Here is a 22,940-nt window from a genome sequence, read left to right on the forward strand (position 1 = left end):
GCGCGGTCGGCGTGGAGGAGGCGGATCCATGTCGGTCCTGAAACACGATGCATCGTCCTAGGTCGAGGGCGGGCCGGGGTCGGGCCGGGAGCGGGCCGGCCGTGGCGGCGGGGCGGCGAAGGAGCGGGCCGCGGCACGGGCGTCGTGGCAGCCGGCCGGGCTGCACGGCGGCTGCCGCGGGGAGGTTCGGGGCGGGTCTTCGGGCGGACCCCGGCGCGGTGGGCGCGACACTGCGCCGGTCGGGTCGCCGGGGGTTGCTGCGCCGGATCCGGAGGTCTCCGAATTCGTCGAATCCGGACGCGGAATTGCCGCGGATCCGCGGAATGCGCAGTCCTGATCGTGCCCGAAGATGGCTGGAGCGATCATGAGTGCGATGAAAGATGTGCGCTGAGAACGCCGTTGCGCGGCACCGCATGGCGGGCATGGGGGCGACCGACGGAGCCCCCGGAGGCACATTCAACCTTTGTGGCCGGAGCTTTTCAAGGGAATCGGGAAACTTGCCGGAGTGCGCCGGTCCGCGCCGGCGGGTCACGGGAGGGCGCCTGCAGTCGGGTGCCACGGCGTGCGCCGATCCGCCTCCGGGAAATCTCGCCGGTGACGAACCGTCAGTGAACGACCCCTGTCATACCCACTCCGGCCTGGGAAAACAGGTGGACCTTCGGCCGGCTTCGGTGCGCCGGGATATGCCGGGGTCGCTTGCGGCCCCCTTGAAAAGGTGCCGGGACTCCGCTTGACTGGCGCGGCATGCTCACCTCATCCAGATCGGGGAGGCATGTCGGCGCGCGTCACTTCAGGTGCACCAGCCACTCGGGGGGAAACCGGTGGAAACCCGCACTGCCGAGGCCGTCACGCCGTCCGGCGAGTCACCGCACGTTCATTTGGAGTGAACCTGAGCGATCCGGTGAGAGTCATCCTCGGTCCACCTTGGCGCGATGTACGAATTCCCGTGTCCACGTCGCCGAACCGCCTTCCGGCACGGGGGCGGAATCGGCGGCGTACGACCCTGTCCGACCGCAGGCGCCGTATTTCCACGGCAGCGACCGCAATCCCGACCGACCCGACCTGACCGCATCCCGGTGGCCGAACGCGCCACCGGGGCCGAGCGTGCCCGGCCGACTCCGGGCTCCCGGCCGGATGCCGTCGGCCCGCCCCGTTCACCACTCGTACCGGCACCGCACCCGTACCGGCACCGCACTCGTACCGGCACCGCACCCGTACCGGCACCGCACCCGTACCGGCACCGCACCCGCACACCACCCGTGAAGTGAGCCCCGGCGCTTCGGCACGGCGCCCGGGCGAACGCAGACGATGAAAGGCCTGTGGAGTATGCACCGCAAGTTGTCCCCGGCGGAGACCCTGTACGTCAGCGCGTCCCGGAGCCGGGCCGTGCTGACCTGTCGGGTGCTCGGAGACGTCGACGAGAAGGTGCTGGCGGCGGCCTTCGACGCCAAGATCGCCGGACACCCGTCGTTGCGAAGCCGGGTCGGCCAGGTCGACGGTGCCCTCGCGCTCGTCCCGCTGGCCGGCGAGTCACCGGTGCTGGCGGTACGTCCGGACGGGCCGACCGCCTTCGCCGAGGAGATGAACACCCCGCTGTCCGCGGACGGCCCGCTCGTCCGCGCCGTGCTTCTCCGGGGTACCACCGAGCACACCTTCGTGCTGAGCGTGGACCACACCATCACCGACGGCCACAGCGCCATCGCGCTGTTCGACGCCCTCTGGCGGACGTACGCCGACCTCGCCGACGGCGCCTTCCCGCCGCCGGAGAAGCCGCAGGGGCCGATCGACTGGCCGCCCGCGGCCACCGACCTGCTCCCGCCCTGCGCCCCGGCGGAGATCGCGGAACACCTCCGGCGCCGCGTCGAGCAGTCGAAGCGGGGGCCGATCGCGTTCCTGCCCTACGAGGCCGCGGCGGCAGCGGGGGCCGCAGCCGCGGCCGGGGTCGCGGCCGAGGACGGGCAACGGGTGCAGGTCCGGCGGGTCCTGCTCGACCAGGAGCGGACGGCGCAACTCGTGCGGTTCTCGAAAGCGGCCGGACTGTCGGTGCACGGCCTGGTCAGCGGCGCGCTGCTCAGCGTGCTCCGCCGCCGGCTGGCGGTCGGCCCGGCCCCGCTGGCCCTCGGCTGCCTGTCGCCCGTGGACCTCCGGAGCCGGGTGACGCCGCCGATCGACCGGGAGGTGATGATTCCGGCCGTCACCGGCTTCCTCGACGTGCTCGACGTGGGCGGCGACGACGACCCGCTGGAGCTGGGCCGGCAGGTCGTCGCCCATCTGCGGGAGGCCGTCGGGCGGGGCGACTTCGTGCCGGAGACCCACATCCTCCCCGAGGTCGTCGGCAACCCGGCGCTGCTGGCCTCCAGCCTCATCGTGACCAACCTCGGCAGTCAGCCGGGCCCGACCTCGCCGCCCGGTCTGGAGCTCACCGACCTGCGCCTCGTCCCGGTCCGCGAGGAGTACTACCCGCGCGCCGGGCGGGGACCGCTGATGGCCTGCGTGACCTCCTTCGGCGGCCGCCTCGCCATCGAACTCCCCTACAGCACCGAGTGCTTCAGTCACGAGCAGATGAGCTCCCTCGAAGCGGACACCGAGACCGTCCTGCTCGCCTTCGCCGACCGCGCCCACGGCGCGGCCGCGGTGGGGTGAGGAGCGTGCCGACCATGACGACGCCCACCTGCTCCGCCGCCCCCCGCCCGCGCGTCCACCCGCCCAGGAGGTCACCGGACCTGCGCGAACTCCACGTCGCGGCACTGCTGGTGCGGGCCCAGGCCGGTGACCACCGGGCGGCGAACGACCTCCTGCGGCACATCGCCGCCTTCGTCCGGCAGCTCTGCCTGCCCATCGCCCGGGAGCACAGCGCGGACGCCGCGCAGGACGCGATGCTGGCGATCTTCCGCGGCGTCCGGGGCCTGCGCGATCCGACCGCCTTCTACGGCTGGGTCCGCGCCGTGACCGTGCGGGAGGCGATCCGGACCAAGAAGCGGCTGAGTCAGGCCCCCAGCGACCTGCTGCCCAACCTCGCCGAGGACGCCGACCCGCTGGACGCCGTGCACATCTCCGACGTGATGGAGCGGCTGCCCGACCACCACCGCCAGATCCTCACCCTGCGGGCCGTCTACGGTCTGAACGAACAGGAGGTGGCCGCCGCCCTCGGCCTGCCGGTCGGCACGGTCCGATCGCGCCTGCACCGGGCCCGACGGAGTTTCCAGAGCGCCTGGCACCAGAACTCGTCCTGACCGGTCGCCGTCCGACCGCGGCATCCCGCGATCCGGCCGCCGTCCGACCTGGGCATCCCGCTGTCCGGTCGCCGTCCGACCTCGGACTGACCGGCCGCCGTCCGGGGCGAAGGCGATCCGGGCGCGGGGCCGGCGGGCGGCCGTCGCCGGTGCCGCGCGGGCCCGGAGGCCGGCCTGAGCGAACAGGCCGGCCTCCGGGCGGGGGACCGGGACCGCGCTACGGCAGGATCGGTTCGCAGCCGATCGCCGTGCCGCCGGCGGTCAGGAACTGACGCCACAGTCCGTCCCGGTCGGGGAACAGCAGCCCCTGCGCGGTCGGCAGTTTCCGCTGTTCGAGCTGGAAACGGACCGGCTTGCCGTGACAGGTGGCCGTCATGGCGTCGTCGCTGCCTTCGGCCGGGTGAGCCCGGCCGAAGGCGCCGGTGCCCTCGTGCGGTTCCGGCTGGTCGTCCGCGCGACCGAGGAGCTGCGGCTCGGTGGTGAGGGTGAAGGCGGCCACCCGGTCCTTCGTGGTCCCGTCCCGGATCTCGCAGGCCCAGAGCGGGCCGAAAGCGGTGGTCGCCTGCTCCCGGTAGGTGCCGTCCGTCGCCGTCGAGCGGGCGGGGGCCAGCGCGGGCAGCCCGCAGACGGCCCCGAAGTCGACCGGACGGGGCACGCCCTGCGCCGACAGTGCTCCCGGCGTCGGCGTCGGCCCGTTCGAGCAGCCGTTCTTCGCGGCGACACCGCCGGCCGCCTCGGTGGCCAGCCGGGCCAGACCGTTCGCCCGGTCACCGGACGGCTTGTCGCCCGTGACCTCCACATGGACGCGAAGCCCGGGCGTGCAGCCGGCCGGCAGCAGCGCCCAGCCGGTCGAGGCCGTGACGCCCCCGCCCCCACCGCCGGGGGTGGGGGCGGTGCCGGCCGTGGCGAACAGCCGGGCGTCCGGGGCCGCCTCGGCGGCGGGGTGCGTCGGGTCGAGCAGGACCCGCAAGGTGGCCGATCGCGTACCGCCGAACAGACCCTGACCGACCGTCACCGAACACCAGGCGGGGGCGTTGTAGACGGTGGCGGCCTTCTCGTCGAAACGGGTCTGGCTGACCCGGCCGGGGCCGAGCGCGGCCTGGACGGCGTCCGCGCCGACGGCGCCGCCGCAGACCGTTCCCGGCCCGAGGACGTTCGTCCGCTGCTGAAGGACGGCGCCGGTGCCGGCGGTCGCGAGCAGCAGGACGACCGCCGCGGCGCGCAGGCGCAGCCGCCGGGTGGTGAAGCCACGCGCGGTGAGGGACCGGTCGAGTCCCGCCGGCGGGCCCGCCGTCCGCGGTGCGGGCGCTTCGTCGTGTCGAGGGTTCACTGCCGCCCGCTAGCTTCGGCCGAGAGCGGACCGGTACGTCCGGTCGATCGCGGTGCTGTAGTTGGTGGTCGCCTCGTCCATGAGGCTCTGCGGGACGCCGCCGGTGGCCTTGATCTGGTCCTGGGAGAGCCCGCTCTGGGCGGCCTTCTGACGGATCATCGCGCCGAGTTCCTGGTCGCCGGCCGAGAAGGTGTCACTGAGCTTGCCGGTCGCCACGCTGGAGGCCTCGTCGTTGAGCTTGTTCGCGTAGTCGGCGGTGCCGACGTCGACGAGCCGCTGGGCCAGGTCGCCGGCGGGGCCGAAGATGATGTTCGCGGGGGTTCCGAGGATGTGGTAATTGATCTTCGAGTTCCAGTTGTTGCGGAAGATCTGGTCGTCGCGGTGGTCGGTGATGACGTCCGAGCGCACCCCGTCGAGGGAGCCGAGGGCCTGGCCGGACTCCTGCACGAAGCCCGCGAACTTGGGGTTCGGACGCCCGGTGCCGTCCGGCTGCATCGCCTCAGGACCGTAGGTGTCCATCCGGCGGGCGATCTCCCGGGTCTCGGCGTAGTGGATCGTTTTGTATGCCTCCGGGTCCTCCGAGACGCCCCGGATCGTGCGCAGCAGCTGGTCGCGGGTGACGGTCAGTTTGCTGGTCTCGGACTCGCCGCCCATCTCCTTGCCGAGGATCTCGTGGGTGTCCGGGGCGTAGTCGGCGATCATGTTGCCCAGCGGGTGGCGCAGGCCCGCCGGCAGCTTGTTCTCGTCACCGGCCCGCTCGCCGCCCAGGGTGGCGACCGTGTTGGACATGATCCGGGCCATCGCCGGGTCGTGGGGGTGCACGGGCGGCTGGTTGCCGTGCGGGTCGCGTCCGGTGGTGGCCGCCTCCAGGGCGTCGCCGAAGGTGCCGCGCGAGGTGCCCCGGGCGATCGAGTCGAGCTGCTTCTCCTCGTACCCCTTGTTGGGCCAGTCGCGGTCCTTGAGCAGGTAGTCGAGGTTCTTGTTCCCCTCCGGGTCGAAGAACCCCTTGGCGGCCTCGGGGTTGCGGCTCATGGCCTGCATCAGGCCGCCCATCGGGTCGCCCTGGTTGCCGGTGACGGCGGTGTAGCCGGGCCCCCAGAGGTCCTCGCCCTTGGCCTTGCTGCCGCGCTCGTAGTCGATCAGGTCGGTCCCGACCTTGTTCAGGAACTCCTTGTCGAAGTCCCCCTTGGCGCCCATCAGGTCGGTCAGCACGTCGTAGCTGGTGTTGTACGGGCTGGAGGAGCCGTGGCTGCCCTCGCGGGCGGCCTTGAGCAGGCCGTCCTGCCAGTCCTTGCCCATGCCGCCGTCCTTGGTGGCGGTGGCGAGCACCTGGGAGAGATTGCCGTAGACATCCTGGTACTGCTTGCCGTTGTGGTCGCCGCGCCCCAGGTCGCCGTAGATCTTGGAGTACTCCAGCAGCGCCTCGGGGCCGTTCTTGCCTCCCGCGTTGAGGCTGTTGAGCAGCGTGGTGGAGAAGTCCTTGGAGCCGGCGTTGGCGGCCATCAGGTTCTGCAGGCGCTTGAGCTCGTCGTCGGACAGGCTGCCGCCCTTGCTCATCAGATCGGCGGCGCGCTTGGCGTCGGCCGCGTCGCCGCCGCCGTAGGGCGCGGAGTTGAAGGAGGTGGTGCTGCTGCCGACATCGGTCTGCAGGGCGGCGGCGGCCCGCTGGTCGGCGGCGGTGGCCTGGTCGACGGCCCGGTTGATCCGGTCGGACACGGCGTCGGCCTTGCCCTTCATCTCCTTGCGGTAGTCCTCGGAGACCTGCTGGGAGTCCGGGTCGTTGTGCGGCACGCCCTGCATGGGCGGCCAGCTGATGTCACCGTTGGCGGCGACCGTCAGCTTCTGCGCGGCCGCGTCGTCGAGCGTCTGGTCGAGGGTGCGGCGGGCGGCCTTGAGGTCGTCGGCGGCGTCGGCGACGATCGCCGCGACGCTGCGCGCCACGGCGGCGGCCAGGGTGAAGTCCTGGTCGACGCGGTTGAGGGTGTTCTTGGCGTCGTCGGCGGACGCGCCCTCCCAACCGGCCCGCTGCGGGGTGTTGGTCAGCTCGTTGCCCACCCGGGTGTCCAGACCTTCGAGGGCCTTGGCCAGCCCCGACCACGCCTCGGCGGTGTCGACGATGCCGGAGAAGTTCGCTTCGTGCAGTTCCTGGAAGGAGACCATCAGGTCGTCCGCTCCTGTCTCGCTCAGTTCGGGCGGTTGAACCGGCCGGCGTTGGCGGCCTCGGTGTGGGTGTAGTTGCGCCGGGTGTCTTCCAACTTCCGGGCCACGTCGGTCAGGGCGTCGTGGAGCTTGCCCACCTGCTGCTGCCAGCGGTCCGTGGCGCCGGTGAGCGCTCCGCCGAAGCCGAAGCCGCGCAGCTGGCTCGCGGTCGTCGCCGCGTAGTCGGTCAACCCCTGGCGGGACGGACCGGCCTTGCTGCCCGCGTCGTTCAGGTCCGTGGCGGTCTGCTGCGCGATCCCGGCGGAGGCCGACAGCTCGTCAGGGTTGTCCAGGCGGGTGGTCGCGAGCGAGGGGGCCGGTCCCGGCGAGGGGCTCGGGGTCGGGCCGGCGCTCAGCAGCCGCATCGACGCCGTCGGTTCGGCGGACGCGGGGGGCTGCGCGAGGACCCGACCGGTGACGAAGCCGGGGTCAGCCGTGCTCATGAAGTCTCCTTGATCGCTGAAACAGGTGGAACGGACGGCACGGGCCTGCGGTCCCGTCCGTGCCGACGCGTGACCCTGCCATGCCACGAGGACAGGACGCAACAGAGATCATTTCGGTTGCGGGCGGACGTTCCCGGGTCTTCCCCGGCGCCGGCACGCGGGCCGATCACTTCGGTACGCGCCGCAGTCGGCCCGCGGCGGCGAGCCGGGGCGGCACGCGGCCCCGGCTCGACACGATCACCGTGCAGGGCGGGCCGGGATGCGTGGACGCCGAGACGATGGGCGGTCCGGAGTCTGGTGTGCGCGGTGTCACCTGCCGCCGGGAGCGGAGCGGGGCGTCCGACGGGCCACGGCCCGTCGGACGCCCCGCGCGTCACGCCCCGGCGGGCGCTGCTGTCGCGCTCCGCCGGTGGGCGCGATCAGCCGAACTGGCCCGGCTGGTAGTCGCCGGCGGGCTGCTGGATGATCACGTTCATCCGGTTGTAGGCGTTGATCAGGGCGATCAGGGACACCAGGGCGGCGAGCTGGTCCTCGTCGTGGTACTTGGCGGCCTCGGCCCAGGCCTCGTCGGTGACGCCGCCGGCGGCGTCGGCGATCCGGGTGCCCTGCTCGGTCAGTTCCAGGGCGGCCCGCTCGGCGTCGGTGAAGACCCGGGCCTCGCGCCAGGCCGCGACCAGGTTGAGGCGCACCTGGGTCTCCCCGGCGTGGGCCGCGTCCTTGGTGTGCATGTCGGTGCAGAAGCCGCAGCCGTTGATCTGGCTGGCGCGGATCTTCACCAGCTCCTGGGTCGCGGCCGGCAGGGTCGAGTCCGAGACGACCTTGCCCGCCGAGTTGATGTACTTCGCGAACTTGGCCGCGCCGGTGTTGCCGTAGAGGTTGAGACGGGCTTCCATGGCGATCTCCTTGCCGTGTCGGTGGTTCCACAGCAATGACGGCCCCGCGGGGCGGGATGTGACAGCCGGCCGGACCGCTGTGCTGTGACCTGCGTCACTCCCGCTCGCCGCCGCGTGGCCACGCTTGCTTCCGCGCGCCACCCGCGGCTTCGACGGGGGCAATGTGCTCGCCGGTCACGAGGACGAGGTGAAGACCGCCAGGGCGCGGACGCCCGACCGCCGCCGGGGCACCGGGCCGGACGGCAGGCCCGAGCCGCGAACACTCATGGACGAACCCCCGTGTGCCCGGGGCCGGGTGCCTACGGTCGCTCGAAGGCCTGGAGCACGCCGCCGACCGAGAAGCTCAGCGCGCCGACGAAGGTCGTCCAGTTGGCGATGCCCGGGTCGACCAGGCTCCCGGTGGCGGGCCGGGTGAAGGCGGCCACCGCCGAGACCATGAAGAGCACCGACCCGAACTGGTTCACCGCGACGACCCACCAGCCCAGGTTGCGCGAGCGGAAGCAGGGCCAGGACCGGTGGCAGATCTCGACGAACCCGAGATGCCCCGACACCAGGAACAGCACGCAGCCGATCACGTCGGGCGTCCAGATCGACCGGTTGGCCTGCTGGGCGGTGAGCCCCTGGCGGAAGGAGTCCAGCAGGTTGACGGCGAACACGAGCGTGCCGACGAACAGCGTGACGGCGCTCAGCCAGTCCACCCGCATCGGCTCGTACGCCCACCACCGCCAGCGCTGGGTGACCAGCGATCCGTCGGCCACCGAGTGGCGGGGCGCGTTCAGCACCTGCAGCAGGGAGGCGTAGCCCCCGGTGTTGAAGAACAGGCCCCCGGCGAAGTAGACCGAGGCGCTCACGGTCGGATCACCGGAGCCGAACTGGGAGACGGCGGCGCCGAGGGCGAACAGTGCCCCGCCGATGACGAACGCGACGGAGGCGATGGCGTTCAGTCTCCGGAGGCGGCCGAGCGCGTCCGCGTCGGCCGTCGTGGGGCTGGCGGCGGCGCCGCCCGGGGCACGGACGGACAGGGCGCCACGCCTTCGCGCGAGCCGCGACTCCCAGACCACCGTTTCCCCCGCCGGGAGGCGCCAGGTGAGACGGGTGGTGAACGGTCCTGCGCCTTCGGCGCGCTGCTCGGGCTCTCCCACGGCCCGAGCGTAGCGCCGCCGGCCGTGGCCGGCGGGCAGTGAAACGTGGCTTTCCCCGGTGGCGCGCGGCCCCGGCCGGCGGGTGGCCGCAGCGCCGGCCGGCGGGCGGTGCCGAGGGGCAGGTGGGCCCGAGGGGCGGGCAGCGCCCGGCCGGCCCTGGACCGGGCCCCGCTTCGGACCGGGCCGCGGCTTCGGACGGGCCGCCCCGCCCGGACCGGTGTCAGTGCGGCAGCGGCCCGGGCAACCGCCCCTCCCGAATCCCGTACGCCGGGCGGAGGTGGCGGAGCTAGTGCTCGGAGCTCCCGTGGGGGCGGTCCTGCGCGCCGGGCCGGTGCAGCTCGACCCGGAGCACCACCCGGCCCGCCCTCGCGGACTCCCGTACCACGTCATCGTGCACCGCTGACTCCGATCCCGCCGCGGCCCTCGGGGAGGGCCCGGGCGTCGACGCGCTCCGCCGCTGGAGTGCGGCCCCGCCGCACTCCAGGAGATCGCCGACCACGGTCTTGACGTCCCGTCAGCTATGGGCTGCGAGCGCAGGGGTTGCGACATCGGTCCTCTCCGGCGGCCCCTTGTGGGGCAGGTTCGGCCGCCGGCGGTTCAGCCGCGGCCGAACAGCTTGCGGAGGCTGAATCCGCCGGCCTTCCCGTTCCGCTCGCAGCCGCAGCGGTCGGCCGCGGGCACCCCGGTCAGGACCTGGTCGACGTGCATGCCGCAGCCGGCGTAGGTGATCTTCTTGCAGGTGCGGCACGTGGCGCGTCGGCACATGGGGGTTCCCCTTTCCGGGGATTGCTGGCGGGTCTGCTCCAGGATACCCCACCGGGTATTTCATCGGCCGGATCCTTCGCCCGCCCCCGCTCCTGCGCGCCCCGGGTGACGGCCCCGGTCACCCGGCCCGCCACCGAGCCCGCGAACCGCCCCGTCACCCCGCCCCGTCACCCCGGTCCGGCGCGCCGTCCGCGCCGCCGGACCGCCGCCGCGGCCACCCCGAGCAGGGCGACGGCGGCGGTGGCCGCCAGTACGAGCAGGTAGTTGCGCAGGTACGGGAGGGGCAGCAGGGTGGGGTTGCCGTTGTCGGTGCCCGCCCGCAGGACGGCGGGCAGTCCGACGGCGCTGAGCGCGGCGGCGACGATCAGCCAGGCCCGCAGGACGCGGCCCCGGGCGAACCGGGCACCGGCCAGGCAGACCGCCGGGACCCAGAGTCCGTCGTGCAGGACCAGCCCGCCGACGGCCCACACCAGGACGTCCGACGGGCCGGTGATGTAGTGGTCGTTCAGCAGCCCGTACAGCCCGTACCCCATCAGGGCGATGCCGGCCAGCGCCGTGCCGAGCCTCAGGAACCTGGTCATCGGAGGGCCTCCATCCGGGTGACCCACTTGGTCTGCAGCACACCGGGTCGGTTCGGCGCGATGATCCGCGCGGGGTAGCCGTGGTCGGGCATCAGCGTCTCGCCGTTGACCCGCAGCGCGAGCAGGGTGAGCGGGTCGCGGGCGTGGGCGGCGGGCATGTCCGTCACCCGGTACGGCCCGTCGGCCTCCAGCGAGGTCACCCGCAGCCGGGCGGAGGCCGGCGCCCCGGCCCGCGCGAGCAGGTCCGCGACGCGTACCCCGCCCCAGCGCGCGGACGCGCTCCAGCCCTCGACGCAGGCGATCGGCAGCTCGGCCTCGTACTGGGGCATGGCGAGCAGCTGGCCCATGGTCAGCTCGTACGGTCGCGGGCCGTCGACCGTGAGGCGCCAGTCTGCGGGGGCCGTGCCGGTGCCGGCCTGGGCGGCGGTGCGGTTGACGGGCAGCCCCTGCGGGCCGATGTCGGGGCGGCGCGGGGCCAGCAGGGTGAGGCCGCGCAGCCAGGGGACGGTCTGCCCGGCGGTGGTGAGGGTGACGGCGGCGACCGAGGCGGTCACCGCGCCCAGAAAGGCCCGGCGCTGCGCGAGAGCGGGCCTGACACGCCGCCAGTGCTGGGCGATCAGGGGCGCCTTGACCGCGATGTGCAGCAGCAGGCCGCCGACGGCGAGCCAGCCGAGCCAGAAGTGCGTCTGCCGGAACGGGAACGGCCAGGGGTACCACTGCAGGGTGTTCAGCAGCCCGGTGAACAGCTCCAGCAGCATCGAGCCGACCAGGACGGCGATGCCGAGCCGCTCCAGGGCGTGCGCCACGCTGCGCGCGGGCGGCCACTCGAAGAGCCGCGGGTAGACCGTCCACAGCTTGGCGCCGAGCAGCGGGATCGCCGCGATGCCGCTGATCACGTGCAGCCCCTGGGTGACCCGGTACCCGTTCACCGGCCGGCTGGGAAGGTGGTCGCGCAGCCAGGTCGGCGGCTCCTGGAGCAGATGGCTGAGCAGCCCGGTGAGGAAGCAGGTGAGCAGGGCGGCGCCGAGCCAGCGGCCGATCACCACGGCGGTGCGCGGTTCGTGCAGGGCGGAGCTGAAGGTGCCCTCGCGCAGCGGGCCGCGGCGGAGCACCTCCGGCGGGGTCGGCAGCGGGAGGTCGTAGGGCCGGCGGCGCGGCGCGGCGGTGTCATCGTCCACCCCGCCATCAGAACCGCTCCAGGGCCCGCGGAGGCGCTTCGACCTGCTTACGGAAGTCGTACGGCCGCCCGCCGGTCCGCCGGGAGGGGCCCGCGCGGTGACAGGCTGACGGCATGCCCGGATCCCCGCCCGTCCACCGCCGCGCCGCCACCCTGGCGTGCTGCCTCGCCCTCGCCGCGCTGGTCGCGTCCTCGGCGCTGACCGTGACCGGCGGCGGGACGCTCGGCGCCCGCCGCCCGCTGTACGCCTGGTACGCGGTGGACGCGCTGCTGTTCGCGCTGGCCGTGGCGCTGCTGCGGCGGGTGCCGGTGCGGCAGGCCGGACGGCTGGTGCTCGCCGGCAGCGTGCTGGTCGCCGCCGTCGGACTGCTCGCCCCGCCCAGGACCAGCGACGACGCGTACCGGTACGTGTGGGACGGTCAGGTCCAGCAGGCCGGCCTCTCGCCCTACGCCTACGCCCCGGACGATCCGGCCCTGGCCGGGCTGCGGGCCCGGGCGCCGGGCCTCTTCCCGGTCGGCGACGGCTGCGACGGCTGGGACGAGCGGCGCGCGGCCGGCGGGTTCTGCAGCCGGTTGAACCGCCCGAACGTCCGTACGATCTACCCGCCGGTCGCCGAGCTCTGGTTCGCCGGCCTGCACCGGGTGGCCGGGGGGTGGGGCGTACGGGCGGCGCAGGCCGGCGGCGCGCTGCTGGCGGTGGTCACCACCGGGGTGCTGCTGGCGGCGCTGCGCCGGCGGCCGGGAGCACCGGGGCGCGCGCTGTGGCGGGCCGCGCTCTGGGGCTGGTGCCCGGGGGTCGCGGTCTGGGCGGTGAACGACGCCCACGTGGACGTGCTCGGCGCGCTGCTGATGGTCGCCGGGCTGGTCCTGGCCGGCCGGGGGCGGGCCGGCGCCGGCGGCGCGCTGCTCGGCGCGGCCACCGCCACCAAACTGCTGCCCGCACTGGCCCTGCCCGGCGCGATGTCCGGCCTGCTGGCCCGCCGCCCGCGCCCCCGGGACCTGGTGCTGCCGCTCTCCGCGCTGGGCGTCTTCGTCCTCGGCTACCTGCCGTACGTGGTCGCCTCCGGCGCCGGGGTGCTCGGCTACCTGCCCGGGTACTTGCGGGAGGAGGGCTACGACCAGGACCGGATCGACCGGTTCGCGCTGGTCCGGCTGCTGCTCCCGGACCGCCTCGCCCCGTACGGCGCGGCGCTGGTGCTGCTCGCCCTGGTGCTCCACGTGCTGCGCCGGGGCGACCCGGAGCGGCCCTGGCGCGGCGCGCTGCTGGTGACCGGGGGCGCGCTGCTGGCCGTCACGCCGGGCTACCCCTGGTACGGGCTGCTGGTGGTCGCGCTGGTGGGACTGGACGGCCGGTGGGAGTGGCTGGCGGTGCCGGCGGCCGGCCAGGTGGTCTATCTGCTCGGCGGCGGGGCCCAGCGCTGGGCGTACGCGGTGGCGCTGGCCGTGGTGCTGGCGGGCGCGGTCGGCCGGCGGGCAGGACGGCCCGGGGCCGGTACCCCGGCCGGTGCCTCAGGGGCTGTCCCGGGGGCCGCTTCGACAGGTGCTTCGCCGGGTGCTTCGACGGGTGCTTCGGTGACGAACGGGCGCGGCAAGGGGCGGGCCCGGGTGTTCGGGCCGGGCCGGTGACAGGGTCCCGGGCGGCGGCCCGCGCCGGACGGTCGGGAACCGGCCACCCGTCCGAAACCGTCCCTCTCGGTGAAAAGGGTTCAGTGGGACCGGCCCTGACCACTACTCTTTACTGTCTCTTTGAGAAGTCGGAGCAGGCCCGGGGGGTGACAGGCACCGGGCTCCGGAGGGAGTACTGGTGTCCGAATCGATCGAGGCCGAGCTGTCCGCGCAGCCGGTCCGCGTGCGACCGCCGAGACGGGCGCCGCGCCCCCCGGCGCTGCGCCCGCGCGCGCTGCACGACCTGAGGGGCGGCCGGGGTGCCGCCGCGCTCCACTATCCGTCGCAGGATCTGCTGGTGGTGTCCGGGCTGCCGGGCAGTGGGAAGAGCACGCTGCTGCGGCGGTCCGTCCGGGCCCGGGTGATCGACTCCCAGCAGGTGCGCGAGGAGTACGCGGCCCGGCTGCCGCACTGGCTGCCGTACGCGCTCTACCGGCCGTTCGTCCGGTTGTCGCACTACCGGCGGCTGCGGCGGGCGCTGCTGGCGGGCGGCCCGCTGGCGGTGCACGACTGCGGGGCGGTGCCGTGGGTGCGGTACTGGCTGGCGCGGGCGGCCGCCCGGCAGGGGCGGCGGCTGCACCTGGTGCTTCTGGAGGCGAGCAGCGCGGAGGCGAGGGAGGGTCAGCTGGCCCGGGGCCAGACCGTGTCGGCGTACGCCTTCGCCCGGCACTGCCGGGCGGCGGCCCGGCTGCGCAGCCGCCTGGCGGGGGCCGGCGCGCCGCCGGCGGAGTGCGCCTCGGTGGTGGTGCTGGACCGGGCGGCGGCCCGCCGGCTGGGGGAGATCGCCTTCGTGGCGGCGTAGCCGGCCGGGGGCGCACTTGGGGGTGGTGACAGGCGTACGGGTGGCAGTGGGCATGCGTACGGCTGCGGCGGGGAAGGGATGGCCAATCAACTTTCGGACAGGGTAGCGATGGTGACGGGCGGTAAATTCTCCGTTCCGACCAGCTCTGATCGGGTGAACTTCCGGAGTTTGCCCGATTTGTCGTCAGGAATTGCACGACCGGTTACCACCTGACGCGTACACGCCCTTCCTGCGTAGCCTCGGCTCGGCGGCTCCCCACCGCCATCCCCCCACTTCTCCACAGGAGAGCAGATGCGTCGTTCTGCCCACGTCCACACGCGTGTCCCCCGCAGACTCCTCAGCGCCGCCGCCCTCGTCGCCACCCTGGCCCTCACCCAGTTCGCCGCCCCCGCGTCGGTGACCGCCGCCTCGGCCCCCACGGCCGCCGGCCAGTGCGTCGGGGAGGACGGCCAGGACTCCGCGGCCCGCCGCGCCGCCGGCAGTCAGGCGCACGAGCCCAACGCCGTCACCGACGCCCAGGCCGGCGCGATGGACGCCGACCTGAACGCCAAGGTCAAGCAGCTGAGCAAGTCCGCCCAGGGCAGCGCCCTGCTCTCGCCGGCGATCGCGGCCACCTCCATCCCGGTGTACGTGCACGTCATCCACTCCGGCACGACCGGCAAACTGACCGCCTCGGACATCAGCAAGCAGCTGTCCGTCCTCAACGCCGCCTACGGCGGCCAGGGCTCGGGCAACACCGCGACCCCGTTCACCTTCACGCTGGCCGGCACCGACTACACCGACAAGGCCGCCTGGTACAACGGCATCGCGCCCGGCTCCTCGGCGGAGAAGGCGATGAAGACCGCCCTGCGCAAGGGCGGTGCGGGCGCCCTCAACCTGTACACCGCCAGCCTGGGCCAGAGCCTGCTCGGCTGGGCGACGTTCCCCAGCTCGTACAACTCGAACCCGAAGGACGACGGCGTCGTCATCCTCGACACCTCGCTGCCCGGCGGCTCGTCCGCCAACTACAACGAGGGCGACACCGCCACCCACGAGGTCGGCCACTGGCTCGGCCTCTACCACACCTTCCAGGGCGGCTGCGGCGGCAACGGCGACTACGTCTCCGACACCCCCGCCGAGAAGAGCGCCGCCTACCAGTGCCCGACCGGCCGGGACACCTGCACCGCCACCGGCCTCGACCCGATCAAGAACTTCATGGACTACACCTACGACTCCTGCATGACCCAGTTCACCGCGGGTCAGGTCACCCGGATGACCAATTCCTGGGCCGCCTACCGGGCCTGACGACCCTGACGGGTGCGTGGGCGGCGCGTCCGCGCACCCGTCAGTACCAGGCTCGCGGGCGCGCCCCCGGCGGCCGCGTCCACCGCGGGCCCCGGATCACGCGTCACGGCCGCGCGGCCCGCGCGGGCGCGCCCGGCAGCCGGGTCAGCGCGAGGAAGTGGCGGCCGAGGACGGTCCAGCGCTCCGTCTCCACCAGGCCGACGCCGACCGCGCAGCCCGCCGTCGCCGCGGCGCCGAGCCGGGCCCAGCGGAACGGCGGGCCCCGGTGACCGGCCGCGTTCTCGATCCGGACGGTCAGCCGCTCGTCCACCTCCCGCGGTTCGACCTCCACGAACAGCCGGCCGCCCGGCCGCAGCAACTGGGCGATCCGGCCGAGCAGCGCCGCCGGATCGCCGCCGATGCCGAGGTTGCCGTCCGCCAGCAGCGCCGAACCCCAGCGGCCCTCGGCCGGCAGCCGCTCGAACACCGAGCGGCAGAGCGCCGGGCCGCCGAGCCGCCGGGTGCGGGCCACCGCGGCGACGGTCAGGTCGACCCCGAGCGCGGGCAGGCCGAGGGCCAGCAGCTCGGCCACCAGCCGCCCGGGGCCGCAGCCGACGTCCAGCGCCGGCCGCCCGAGCGCCGCGCAGCGCTCCAGCAGGGAGCGGTCGGCCGCGTCCGGCGGCGCGCACCAGCGCTCCACGTCCAGGCGGTGCCGGCGACCGTCCGCGGTACGGAGCCAGAGCGGGCCGCACCCGGTGCGGATCGCCTCGCTGAACGGGTCGTCGATCCAGGGGCGGGGCGCCGCCGGAGCGGCGGTGCCGGGCGTCATCCGGTCGCCTCGGTCGCGCCGGTGGCCTCGACCGCCCCGGTGACCGCCTCGACGGAGCGCCAGCGGGCCGCGAACGCGCTGCCGGGCGCCAGGGTCGCCACCTCGGCGGCGTCCCGGGCGGTGTCCACATCGGTCAGCACCGGCAGCCGGCGGACGGTCAGACCGGCCTGCGCCAGCCGCTCCAGCAGCACCTCACCGGTCTGCGGGGTCGACATCGGCACCCCGACCAGCAGCCGCCGGGCCAGCCCGGGGGTGGGCCGGGCCAGCCCGAGCGCCCAGAAGCCGCCGTCCCAGGCCGGGCCGAACCAGGCGTCGGCCCCCGCCCGGGCGGCCGGCGACAGCTGCGCTGCCAGCGCGGCGGCGCTCAGCTGCGGGGTGTCCATCCCGACCAGCAGCGCCGGTGCGCCCGCCGGGGCCAGCGCGAAGGCGGCGGCCAGTCGGACGTCCAGTCCGCCCGGCACCTGCGGCGCCACCTCCCAGCCGGGCGGCAGCCACCGGCCGGGCTCGCCGTCCAGCACCAGCAGTCGCCGCCCGGCCGGCACCGAGCCGAGTGCCCGCAGGGTGTCGCTCAGCGCGGCCTCGGCGAGCGAGGCGGCCTGCTCGGGGGTGCACGGCGGCGTCAGCCTGGTCTTCACCCGGCCCGGGACGGGAGCCTTCGCGATCACCAGCAGGGTCGGCGCCGGCGCCGCCAGCACGGCCCGCATGTCCTGGACGGCCTGCCGGGTGCCGCGCAGGGTGCCGGTCACCTTGGAGCGGCCGGCCCGCGGACGGTAGGCGACGTCCCGCTCGGCGATCCGCATCCCGGCGGACGCGGCGGCCAGCACCATCTCCAGCGGGTAGCCCGACCGGCGGTCGCCCAGACCCAGGGCGAGCAGCCGCTCCCGGTGGGCGGCCCGCATCGGGCCCAGGTCGTGCAGCGGCGCGCCGGTGTGCGCGCGCAGCCGGCGGGCGAGCACCCGGTTGGCCAGCCGGGCGTGCAGCGGCCAGGCCCCCGCGGTGGTCGGCCGCCGCCGGCCGAGCACCAGATCGGCCGATCCGTCGGCCAGCGGGGCCACCACCCGGTGCAGCTGGGCCGGATCGAGGGAGCCGTCGCAGTCCATGAAGCAGACCGTCCCGGCGCTGGCGGCGAGCAGCCCGGCGTGGCAGGCGGCGCCGAAACCGCGCCGCGGCTCGTGGACCACCAGGGCACCGAGCGACCGGGCCAGCTCGGCCGACCCGTCCGTCGAACCGTTGTCCACGACGATCGCGCGCCAGCCGTCCGGGATCCGCGCGAGGACCCACGGCAGGGCCCCGGCCTCGTCCAGACAGGGCAGCACCACGTCGACGGGCGGGGGAGGGGGAGTGGTAGTCACCCGGCTCACGCTACCCAGCACAATCATGACAAAAGCCGCACCGCCACCTTACAGAAGTCGTACGGGCCGCCTCGGCCGGCGCGCAGGACCCTCCCGGCTTCCTATCCTCGGAGCTGTGACCACTCCCCAGCCTCCCCGGGCCGTACCTCCCCCGGCCGGCCCGCTCCGGGCCGAACCGCCCCACGCCGAAGACCCCCGGCCCGGCGCCGTCCAGGGCGAGCCGTCCCCGGCGGAGCCCGGCGGGCCGGCCCCGGCCGGCCGCATCCTCGTCGTCGACGACGACCCCACCGTCGCCGAGGTGGTCACCGGCTACCTGCAGCGGGCCGGCTACCGGGTCGACCGCGCCGCCGACGGCCGCGAGGCACTGACCCGCGCCGCCGCCACCCGCCCCGACCTGGTCGTCCTCGACCTCATGCTGCCCGGCCTGGACGGACTGGAGGTCTGCCGCCGGCTGCGCGCCAGCGAGGGCGGTGACCGGCTGCCGGTGGTGATGCTCACCGCCAAGGGCGAGGAGTCCGACCGCATCCTCGGGCTGGAACTCGGCGCGGACGACTACGTCACCAAGCCCTTCAGCCCGCGCGAACTCGTCCTGCGGGTGCAGTCCGTGCTGCGCCGCTCGGCGAGCACCGGCCCCGTCGCCGGCCAGCCGGCCCAGCCCGCCCGGCTCACCGCCGGCGACCTCACCCTCGACCCGGCGGCCCGCCGCGCCTTCCGGGCCGGCCGCGAGCTGGCCCTCACCCTGCGCGAGTTCGACCTGCTGGCCTTCCTGCTCCGAAACCCGGGGGCCGCCTTCGGCCGGGAGGAGCTCATGCAGCGCGTCTGGGGCTGGGAGTTCGGCGACCTGTCCACCGTCACCGTGCACGTCAGGCGACTGCGCGAAAAGGTCGAGGACGACCCGGCCGCGCCCGCCCTGATCACCACCGTCTGGGGCGTCGGCTACCGCTTCGACCCCACCGGGAAAGGCCCCGCCCTGTGAAGGACCTGCTGCTCATCGCCGCCTTCGCCGCCGTCGGCGCGGGCGCCTCCGGCCTGCTCGGCTGGCCCGCCGTCCGGCTGCTGCGCCGCCGGTCGGTCGCGCTCTCGCTGTTCAGCGTCGCCGTGGTCACCGTCCTCGCGATGACCACCGGGACACTGGCCGTCGCGCAGGCGATGTTCCTCTCGCACCACGACCTGGGGGTGGTCATCACGGTGCTCTGCATGGCCGCCGTGGTCTCGCTCGCCACCGCCGCGCTGCTCGGCCGCCAGGTGGTGGCGGGCAGCCGGGCGCTGGCCCTCGCCGCCCGGACGGTCGGCAGCGACGACGGGTTCGCGGCGCCGGACGGGCCGCTCGGCTCCGAGCTGGCCGCACTCAGCGCCGAGCTGTCCGCCACCAGCGCCCGGCTGGCGGAGTCCCGCCGCCGGGAGCAGACCCTGGAGTCCTCCCGGCGCGAGCTGATCGCCTGGATCTCGCACGACCTGCGCACCCCGCTGGCCGGGCTGCGCGCCATGGCGGAGGCCCTGGAGGACGGCGTCGCCGAGGACCCGCGCCGCTACCACGCCCAGATCCGCACCGAGGTCGACCGGCTCACCGGCATGGTGGACGACCTCTTCGAGCTGTCCCGGATCCAGGCCGGCGCGCTGACCCTCTCGCTCTCCCGGGTCTCGGTGTACGACCTGGTCGGGGACGCCATCGCGGGCGCCTATCCGCTGGCCCGCCAGCGCGGGGTGCGGCTGCTGGGCGGCAGCGTGGAGCCGGCGCCGGTCGAGGTGGACGGCCGGGAGATCACCCGGGTGCTCGGCAACCTGCTGGTCAATGCGATCCGCTCGACCCCGGCCGACGGCGTGGTGGCCGTGGCGGCCCGCCAGGAGCGGGACGAGGTGGTGCTCTCGGTGACCGACGGCTGCGGCGGCATCCCCGAGCCCGACCTGCCACGGGTCTTCGAGACCGGTTGGCGCGGCGTCACCGCCCGCACCCCGCGGGTGCCCGCCGAGGTGGGGGCCGACGCCGCGCACAGCGACGCCCGGCACGGGGACAGCGGGGCCGGGCTCGGCCTGGCCATCGTCCGCGGGATCGTCGAGGCGCACGCCGGCCGGGCGAGCGTGCACAACGTCACCGGCGGCTGCTGCTTCGAGATCGCGCTGCCGGCGGCCGCCGCCCTGCGCTGAGCCCGGCCGGCCGCCGCGCCCCCGGCCCGGGGCGTCGGCTCAGCCCTGGGGGTGGGCGCGGAGCCGGAAGATCCGCCCGAACAGGGCCCGGATCTCCTCCTCCGGACACGGGCCGTCACCCGTCCACCGCGACACCCGCGCGTCCAGGAAGAGCGCGACGAACCCCTCCTCGTCCTCGGTGAAGTACGGGTCCAGCTGCAGGCGTCGGGTACGCAGGCTCGGGATCACGGACAGCGACGCCACCCACCGGCCGCCGCGCCGGGCCATCCACTTTCGGCGGCACCGACCCGGGCCGGGCGGGGGGCGCCCCGGGCGGGTCCGCGCCCGTACCCGCCCCGTGGTCAGCGCGGCTCCAGCCCCGCCAGCATCTCCGGCAGGTCCCCGCTGTGGACCACCCCGAGGCTCTTCGTCGCACGGGTGAGGGCGACGTAGAGGTCGTTCACGCCGCGATTGTGCGCCGCCAGGATCTCCGCCGGTTCCAGCACCAGCACGGTGTCGAACTCCAGCCCCTTGGCCTGGGCGGCGGTCAGCAGCACGACGGGCGAGTCCAGCGCCGCCCGGTCGTCGAAGGCGGCGACGCCGTCCAGTGCGGCCAGCTCGCCGACCCGGGCGGCCGACCAGGTCGGGGCATGAATGATCGCCGTCCGGCCGCCGTCGAGCGCCGCGATCTCCTTCTCCACGGCGGCGCGCAGCCCCGGCCCCCGGTCGTCCCCGGCGATCCGCAGGCTCCACGGCGGGATCCCGCCGCTGCGCACCGCGCTGGGGGCGCGGAGCGCCGGGTCGAGCGCCCGCAGCACGCCCTCGGTGACCCGCATGATCTCGGCCGGGGTCCGGTAGTTGACGGAGAGTTCCACCGTGCGCCAGCGGCCCGCCGTGTACTCGTCCAGGGCCTCGCCCCAGGAGCTCGGCCCGGCCGGCGCGCCGGTCTGCGCCAGGTCGCCCACGATCGTCATGGAACGGCCGGGGCAGCGGCGGGCCAGCATCCGCCAGTCCATCGGGGACAGCTCCTGCGCCTCGTCCACGATCACGTGCCCGTAGGCCCAGGTGCGGTCCTCGGCCGCGCGCTCGGCGAGGGGACGCAGCGACTGCTCACCGCGGTACTGGCCGGCCAGCATCTCCGCGTCGATCTCGACCAGCCCCGCGCCGAAGTCCTCCAGGACGAGCTTGGCGAACTCCAGCTCCCGGGCCCTGGCGACGGCTTCGGCCCGGTCGGTGGTGGTGTTGCCCGGCAGCGGGCCGAGCAGTTCGGCGGCCTCGTCGAGCAGCGGGACGTCGGCGACGGTCCACCGGCCGTCCGCCTGTTCCTGGGCCGGCTGCGCCGGGACCGGCTGATCGGGGCCCGGCCGCTCCGGGCCCGCCTGCTCGCGCAGCAGCGCGGCGCGTTCGGCCCCGGTGAAGTCCGGCATCGCCGCCGCCAGCAGCTCCGCGGAGCCGTACAGGGCGGTGAGCAGCTGTTCCGGGGTGAGCAGCGGCCACAGCCGGTCGGCCAGGGCCTGGATGTCGGGCTCGTCGACGAGCGCGTCCGCGAGGTCGGCCACGGCGTCCAGGTCCAGGTCCCCGCCGCGCTCCCGGGCGATCCGCAGGGCCAGCTCCGAGGTGAGCCGCTCGACCAGGTCGGGCCGGGCCAGGTTGTGCGGTTCGCCGCTCCGGTGCGCGGCCGCGTGCGCCCGCTCGCACAGGGCCCGGCCCACCTCGAGCTCCTCCTGGCGGGACGACCTGCGGCCCACCGTGATGGTCCACGACTCCTCGGGCAGCTGCCGCAGGCCCTCCAGCGCGGCGGTGAGCACCCCCACCATCCGGGCGTCGCCCTTCACGGCGGCCGCCTCGGGCGTGTCCGGTCCGGTCGCGGTCACGCCCGGGTGGAGCACGCCGATGCTGCTGAGCACGACCTCGCTCTCGCCGAGTGCGGGGAGCACCTGGTCGATGTAGCGCAGGAAGGTGGTGTTCGGCCCGATGACCAGCACGCCGCGCTTGGCCAGCCGGTCCCGGTGGGTGTACAGCAGGTACGCCGCACGGTGCAGGGCGACCACGGTCTTGCCGGTGCCCGGGCCGCCCTGGACGACCAGCACGCCGCCCAGCTCGGAGCGGATCACCCGGTCCTGCTCGGCCTGGATGGTGGCGACGATGTCGCCCATCCGGCCCGTCCGGGCCGCCGTCAGGGAGGCGAGCAGGGCGCCCTCCCCGCTGAGCTCGGAGCCCGCCCGGCCCTCCAGGGCGCTCACGCCGAAGGCGTCGTCGTCGAAGTCGACGACCGTCCGGCCCTTGCTCCGCAGGTGCCGCCGCGCCGCCACCTGGCCGGGCGCTGCGGGCGTCGCCCGGTAGAACGGCTCCGCGGCGGGCGCCCGCCAGTCGGTGAGCAGCGGCTCGTGCTCCTCGTCCGCCAGCGCGATCCGGCCGATGTACTGCCGCTCGCCGTCGGCGTTCTCGATCCGGCCGAAGCAGAGCCCGTACTCGGCGGCGTGCAGCTCCGACAGTCGGCGGGTGTGGTGGAGCTCCAGCGTGTCGCGTTCCATCCGGGACTGGTACGTCCCGCCCTGGTCCTGGAGGTGGGTCTCGCGCAGCCGGGCGGCCGCGAGCGCGCGCTGGGCCTCAAGGCGGTCGTACAGCGCACCGACGTACGCGTTCTCCGCCCGCAGCTCCGCGCTCCGCCAGGCGCCGGAGGGCTCGGTGCCGGCCTCGCCCGGGTGCGCCCCGGGCCCGGTGCCGGGGGCGGCCGCTGCGGGGGACGCGGACGAGGACGATGACGAAAAGACCAAGACGAACTCCATCGGATCAGGATTTCTCAGTGGGGTCGGGCAGTCGGGGCGGAGCCACGACGGCACTCACCGTCGGTGGTGACTCTCCTGTTCCCGGGAATCCGGCCTGGTCCCGGGCCCAGGCGGACGATTCTGCGGTACATGGGGGGCCTTGCCGCAAGGCCCCCCATGCGCTATAGATTGAGAGTGGAAAGGAGTGGGTTCGCCTTCTTTCCCTCTCCCGTCCGGAACGGACGGAGGACCTCCCCGCCCTCCCGGCACATCGGCGGCGCACTGCCCACAGCGATCCTCGCGGCGCAACTCCCTTGCCCCGGGCCACTTCCGCCGCGGACACCCGGATGCAGCAGCGGAGCGGGAGTTCTTCA

At 74.8% G+C, this 22,940-nt stretch carries 18 protein-coding genes and 2 pseudogenes; 7 read left to right on the plus strand and 13 right to left on the minus strand.

The window, feature by feature from the left end; genetic code table 11:
* The first annotated feature begins 1,326 nt into the window (after nucleotides 1–1,326).
* Both OG689_RS34955 and OG689_RS34960 read left to right on the plus strand, forming a co-directional pair.
* Entirely contained in the window at nucleotides 1,327–2,643 is a 1,317-nt protein-coding gene (locus OG689_RS34955) for a protein kinase (RefSeq protein WP_266325056.1), read from the plus strand.
* Between the two features lie 14 nt (nucleotides 2,644–2,657).
* Nucleotides 2,658–3,233, plus strand: a complete 576-nt coding sequence (locus tag OG689_RS34960; protein WP_266325058.1) for an RNA polymerase sigma factor — start codon at nucleotides 2,658–2,660, stop codon at nucleotides 3,231–3,233.
* Nucleotides 3,234–3,450: 217 nt separating this feature from the next.
* On the opposite strand, the gene OG689_RS34965 is transcribed toward OG689_RS34960, so the two are convergent.
* The 8 genes from OG689_RS34965 to OG689_RS35000 all read right to left on the minus strand — a co-directional run bounded on the left by OG689_RS34965 (nucleotide 3,451) and on the right by OG689_RS35000 (nucleotide 11,680).
* Complete coding sequence (locus OG689_RS34965; RefSeq protein ID WP_266325060.1) at nucleotides 3,451–4,563, minus strand: hypothetical protein; 1,113 nt, start codon at nucleotides 4,561–4,563, stop codon at nucleotides 3,451–3,453.
* A 9-nt stretch (nucleotides 4,564–4,572) separates the two neighbouring features.
* Complete coding sequence (locus OG689_RS34970; RefSeq protein ID WP_266325062.1) at nucleotides 4,573–6,723, minus strand: DUF6571 family protein; 2,151 nt, start codon at nucleotides 6,721–6,723, stop codon at nucleotides 4,573–4,575.
* A gap of 23 nt (nucleotides 6,724–6,746) precedes the next feature.
* Nucleotides 6,747–7,205 carry a hypothetical protein gene (locus tag OG689_RS34975; RefSeq protein ID WP_266325064.1) on the minus strand — a complete coding sequence of 153 codons (459 nt, stop codon included), beginning with the start codon at nucleotides 7,203–7,205 and terminating at the stop codon, nucleotides 6,747–6,749.
* A 419-nt stretch (nucleotides 7,206–7,624) separates the two neighbouring features.
* On the minus strand, nucleotides 7,625–8,098 hold the full coding sequence (locus OG689_RS34980) for a carboxymuconolactone decarboxylase family protein (RefSeq protein WP_266325066.1): 474 nt from the start codon (nucleotides 8,096–8,098) through the stop codon (nucleotides 7,625–7,627).
* A 299-nt stretch (nucleotides 8,099–8,397) separates the two neighbouring features.
* A complete protein-coding gene (locus OG689_RS34985; protein WP_266325068.1) occupies nucleotides 8,398–9,240 on the minus strand; it encodes a hypothetical protein in 843 nt (280 codons plus the stop codon).
* A 597-nt stretch (nucleotides 9,241–9,837) separates the two neighbouring features.
* The gene (locus OG689_RS34990) at nucleotides 9,838–10,005 is read right to left on the minus strand and encodes a hypothetical protein (protein WP_266325070.1); all 168 of its coding nucleotides are present in this window, start codon (nucleotides 10,003–10,005) and stop codon (nucleotides 9,838–9,840) included.
* 167 nt (nucleotides 10,006–10,172) lie between these two features.
* On the minus strand, nucleotides 10,173–10,586 hold the full coding sequence (locus OG689_RS34995; protein WP_266325072.1) for a hypothetical protein: 414 nt from the start codon (nucleotides 10,584–10,586) through the stop codon (nucleotides 10,173–10,175).
* Nucleotides 10,583–11,680: a molybdopterin-dependent oxidoreductase gene (locus OG689_RS35000; RefSeq protein ID WP_266327659.1), complete on the minus strand. Its 1,098-nt coding sequence runs from the start codon at nucleotides 11,678–11,680 to the stop codon at nucleotides 10,583–10,585. Before OG689_RS35000 ends, OG689_RS34995 begins: the two co-directional genes overlap by 4 nt.
* A gap of 197 nt (nucleotides 11,681–11,877) precedes the next feature.
* Between OG689_RS35000 and OG689_RS35005 the strand changes: the two genes are divergently transcribed.
* The 3 genes from OG689_RS35005 to OG689_RS35015 all read left to right on the plus strand — a co-directional run bounded on the left by OG689_RS35005 (nucleotide 11,878) and on the right by OG689_RS35015 (nucleotide 15,514).
* Nucleotides 11,878–13,389, plus strand: a complete 1,512-nt coding sequence (locus OG689_RS35005; protein ID WP_266325073.1) for a glycosyltransferase 87 family protein — start codon at nucleotides 11,878–11,880, stop codon at nucleotides 13,387–13,389.
* A gap of 178 nt (nucleotides 13,390–13,567) precedes the next feature.
* Nucleotides 13,568–14,230: an AAA family ATPase gene (locus OG689_RS35010; RefSeq protein WP_266325075.1), complete on the plus strand. Its 663-nt coding sequence runs from the start codon at nucleotides 13,568–13,570 to the stop codon at nucleotides 14,228–14,230.
* Between the two features lie 291 nt (nucleotides 14,231–14,521).
* The gene (locus OG689_RS35015) at nucleotides 14,522–15,514 is read left to right on the plus strand and encodes a zinc metalloprotease (protein ID WP_266325077.1); all 993 of its coding nucleotides are present in this window, start codon (nucleotides 14,522–14,524) and stop codon (nucleotides 15,512–15,514) included.
* 103 nt (nucleotides 15,515–15,617) lie between these two features.
* On the opposite strand, the gene OG689_RS35020 is transcribed toward OG689_RS35015, so the two are convergent.
* From OG689_RS35020 to OG689_RS35030, 3 genes and pseudogenes are all read right to left on the minus strand, one after another.
* Nucleotides 15,618–16,322, minus strand: coding sequence for a methyltransferase domain-containing protein (locus OG689_RS35020; protein ID WP_266325079.1), 705 nt, complete (start codon nucleotides 16,320–16,322; stop codon nucleotides 15,618–15,620).
* Complete coding sequence (locus OG689_RS35025) at nucleotides 16,319–17,026, minus strand: DUF2064 domain-containing protein (RefSeq protein ID WP_266327661.1); 708 nt, start codon at nucleotides 17,024–17,026, stop codon at nucleotides 16,319–16,321. Before OG689_RS35025 ends, OG689_RS35020 begins: the two co-directional genes overlap by 4 nt.
* Nucleotides 17,012–17,701: pseudogene (locus tag OG689_RS35030) on the minus strand (glycosyltransferase family 2 protein); the annotation flags it as partial. The gene OG689_RS35025 and the pseudogene OG689_RS35030, both read right to left, overlap by 15 nt.
* Nucleotides 17,702–17,936: 235 nt before the next feature.
* Between OG689_RS35030 and OG689_RS35035 the strand changes: the two are divergent.
* Entirely contained in the window at nucleotides 17,937–18,650 is a 714-nt protein-coding gene (locus tag OG689_RS35035) for a response regulator transcription factor (protein WP_266327663.1), read from the plus strand.
* The gene (locus OG689_RS35040; protein WP_266325081.1) at nucleotides 18,647–19,819 is read left to right on the plus strand and encodes a HAMP domain-containing sensor histidine kinase; all 1,173 of its coding nucleotides are present in this window, start codon (nucleotides 18,647–18,649) and stop codon (nucleotides 19,817–19,819) included. The genes OG689_RS35035 and OG689_RS35040 overlap by 4 nt, the downstream gene beginning before the upstream one ends.
* 66 nt (nucleotides 19,820–19,885) lie before the next feature.
* Here OG689_RS35040 and OG689_RS35045 read toward each other — a convergent pair.
* Nucleotides 19,886–20,047, minus strand: a pseudogene (locus OG689_RS35045) (GNAT family N-acetyltransferase); the annotation flags it as partial.
* Nucleotides 20,048–20,160: 113 nt separating this feature from the next.
* Nucleotides 20,161–22,587: an ATP-binding domain-containing protein gene (locus OG689_RS35050; protein WP_266325083.1), complete on the minus strand. Its 2,427-nt coding sequence runs from the start codon at nucleotides 22,585–22,587 to the stop codon at nucleotides 20,161–20,163.
* Between the last annotated feature and the right edge of the window lie 353 nt (nucleotides 22,588–22,940).

It is taken from the genome of Kitasatospora sp. NBC_00240, from assembly GCF_026342405.1.
In the GTDB taxonomy this organism is placed as follows: domain Bacteria; phylum Actinomycetota; class Actinomycetes; order Streptomycetales; family Streptomycetaceae; genus Kitasatospora.

Excerpts from the sequence above, each read along its gene's own strand:
- OG689_RS34955 (WP_266325056.1), top strand. The coding sequence starts at position 1,327 with ATGCACCGCAAGTTGTCCCCGGCGGAGACCCTGTACGTCAGCGCGTCC.
- OG689_RS34960 (WP_266325058.1), top strand. The coding sequence starts at position 2,658 with ATGACGACGCCCACCTGCTCCGCCGCCCCCCGCCCGCGCGTCCACCCG.
- OG689_RS34970 (WP_266325062.1), bottom strand. The coding sequence starts at position 6,723 with ATGGTCTCCTTCCAGGAACTGCACGAAGCGAACTTCTCCGGCATCGTC.
- OG689_RS34975 (WP_266325064.1), bottom strand. The coding sequence starts at position 7,205 with ATGAGCACGGCTGACCCCGGCTTCGTCACCGGTCGGGTCCTCGCGCAG.
- OG689_RS34980 (WP_266325066.1), bottom strand. The coding sequence starts at position 8,098 with ATGGAAGCCCGTCTCAACCTCTACGGCAACACCGGCGCGGCCAAGTTC.
- OG689_RS34990 (WP_266325070.1), bottom strand. The coding sequence starts at position 10,005 with ATGTGCCGACGCGCCACGTGCCGCACCTGCAAGAAGATCACCTACGCC.
- OG689_RS34995 (WP_266325072.1), bottom strand. The coding sequence starts at position 10,586 with ATGACCAGGTTCCTGAGGCTCGGCACGGCGCTGGCCGGCATCGCCCTG.
- OG689_RS35005 (WP_266325073.1), top strand. The coding sequence starts at position 11,878 with ATGCCCGGATCCCCGCCCGTCCACCGCCGCGCCGCCACCCTGGCGTGC.
- OG689_RS35015 (WP_266325077.1), top strand. The coding sequence starts at position 14,522 with ATGCGTCGTTCTGCCCACGTCCACACGCGTGTCCCCCGCAGACTCCTC.
- OG689_RS35020 (WP_266325079.1), bottom strand. The coding sequence starts at position 16,322 with ATGACGCCCGGCACCGCCGCTCCGGCGGCGCCCCGCCCCTGGATCGAC.
- OG689_RS35025 (WP_266327661.1), bottom strand. The coding sequence starts at position 17,026 with ATGCGGGCCGTGCTGGCGGCGCCGGCGCCGACCCTGCTGGTGATCGCG.
- OG689_RS35050 (WP_266325083.1), bottom strand. The coding sequence starts at position 22,587 with ATGGAGTTCGTCTTGGTCTTTTCGTCATCGTCCTCGTCCGCGTCCCCC.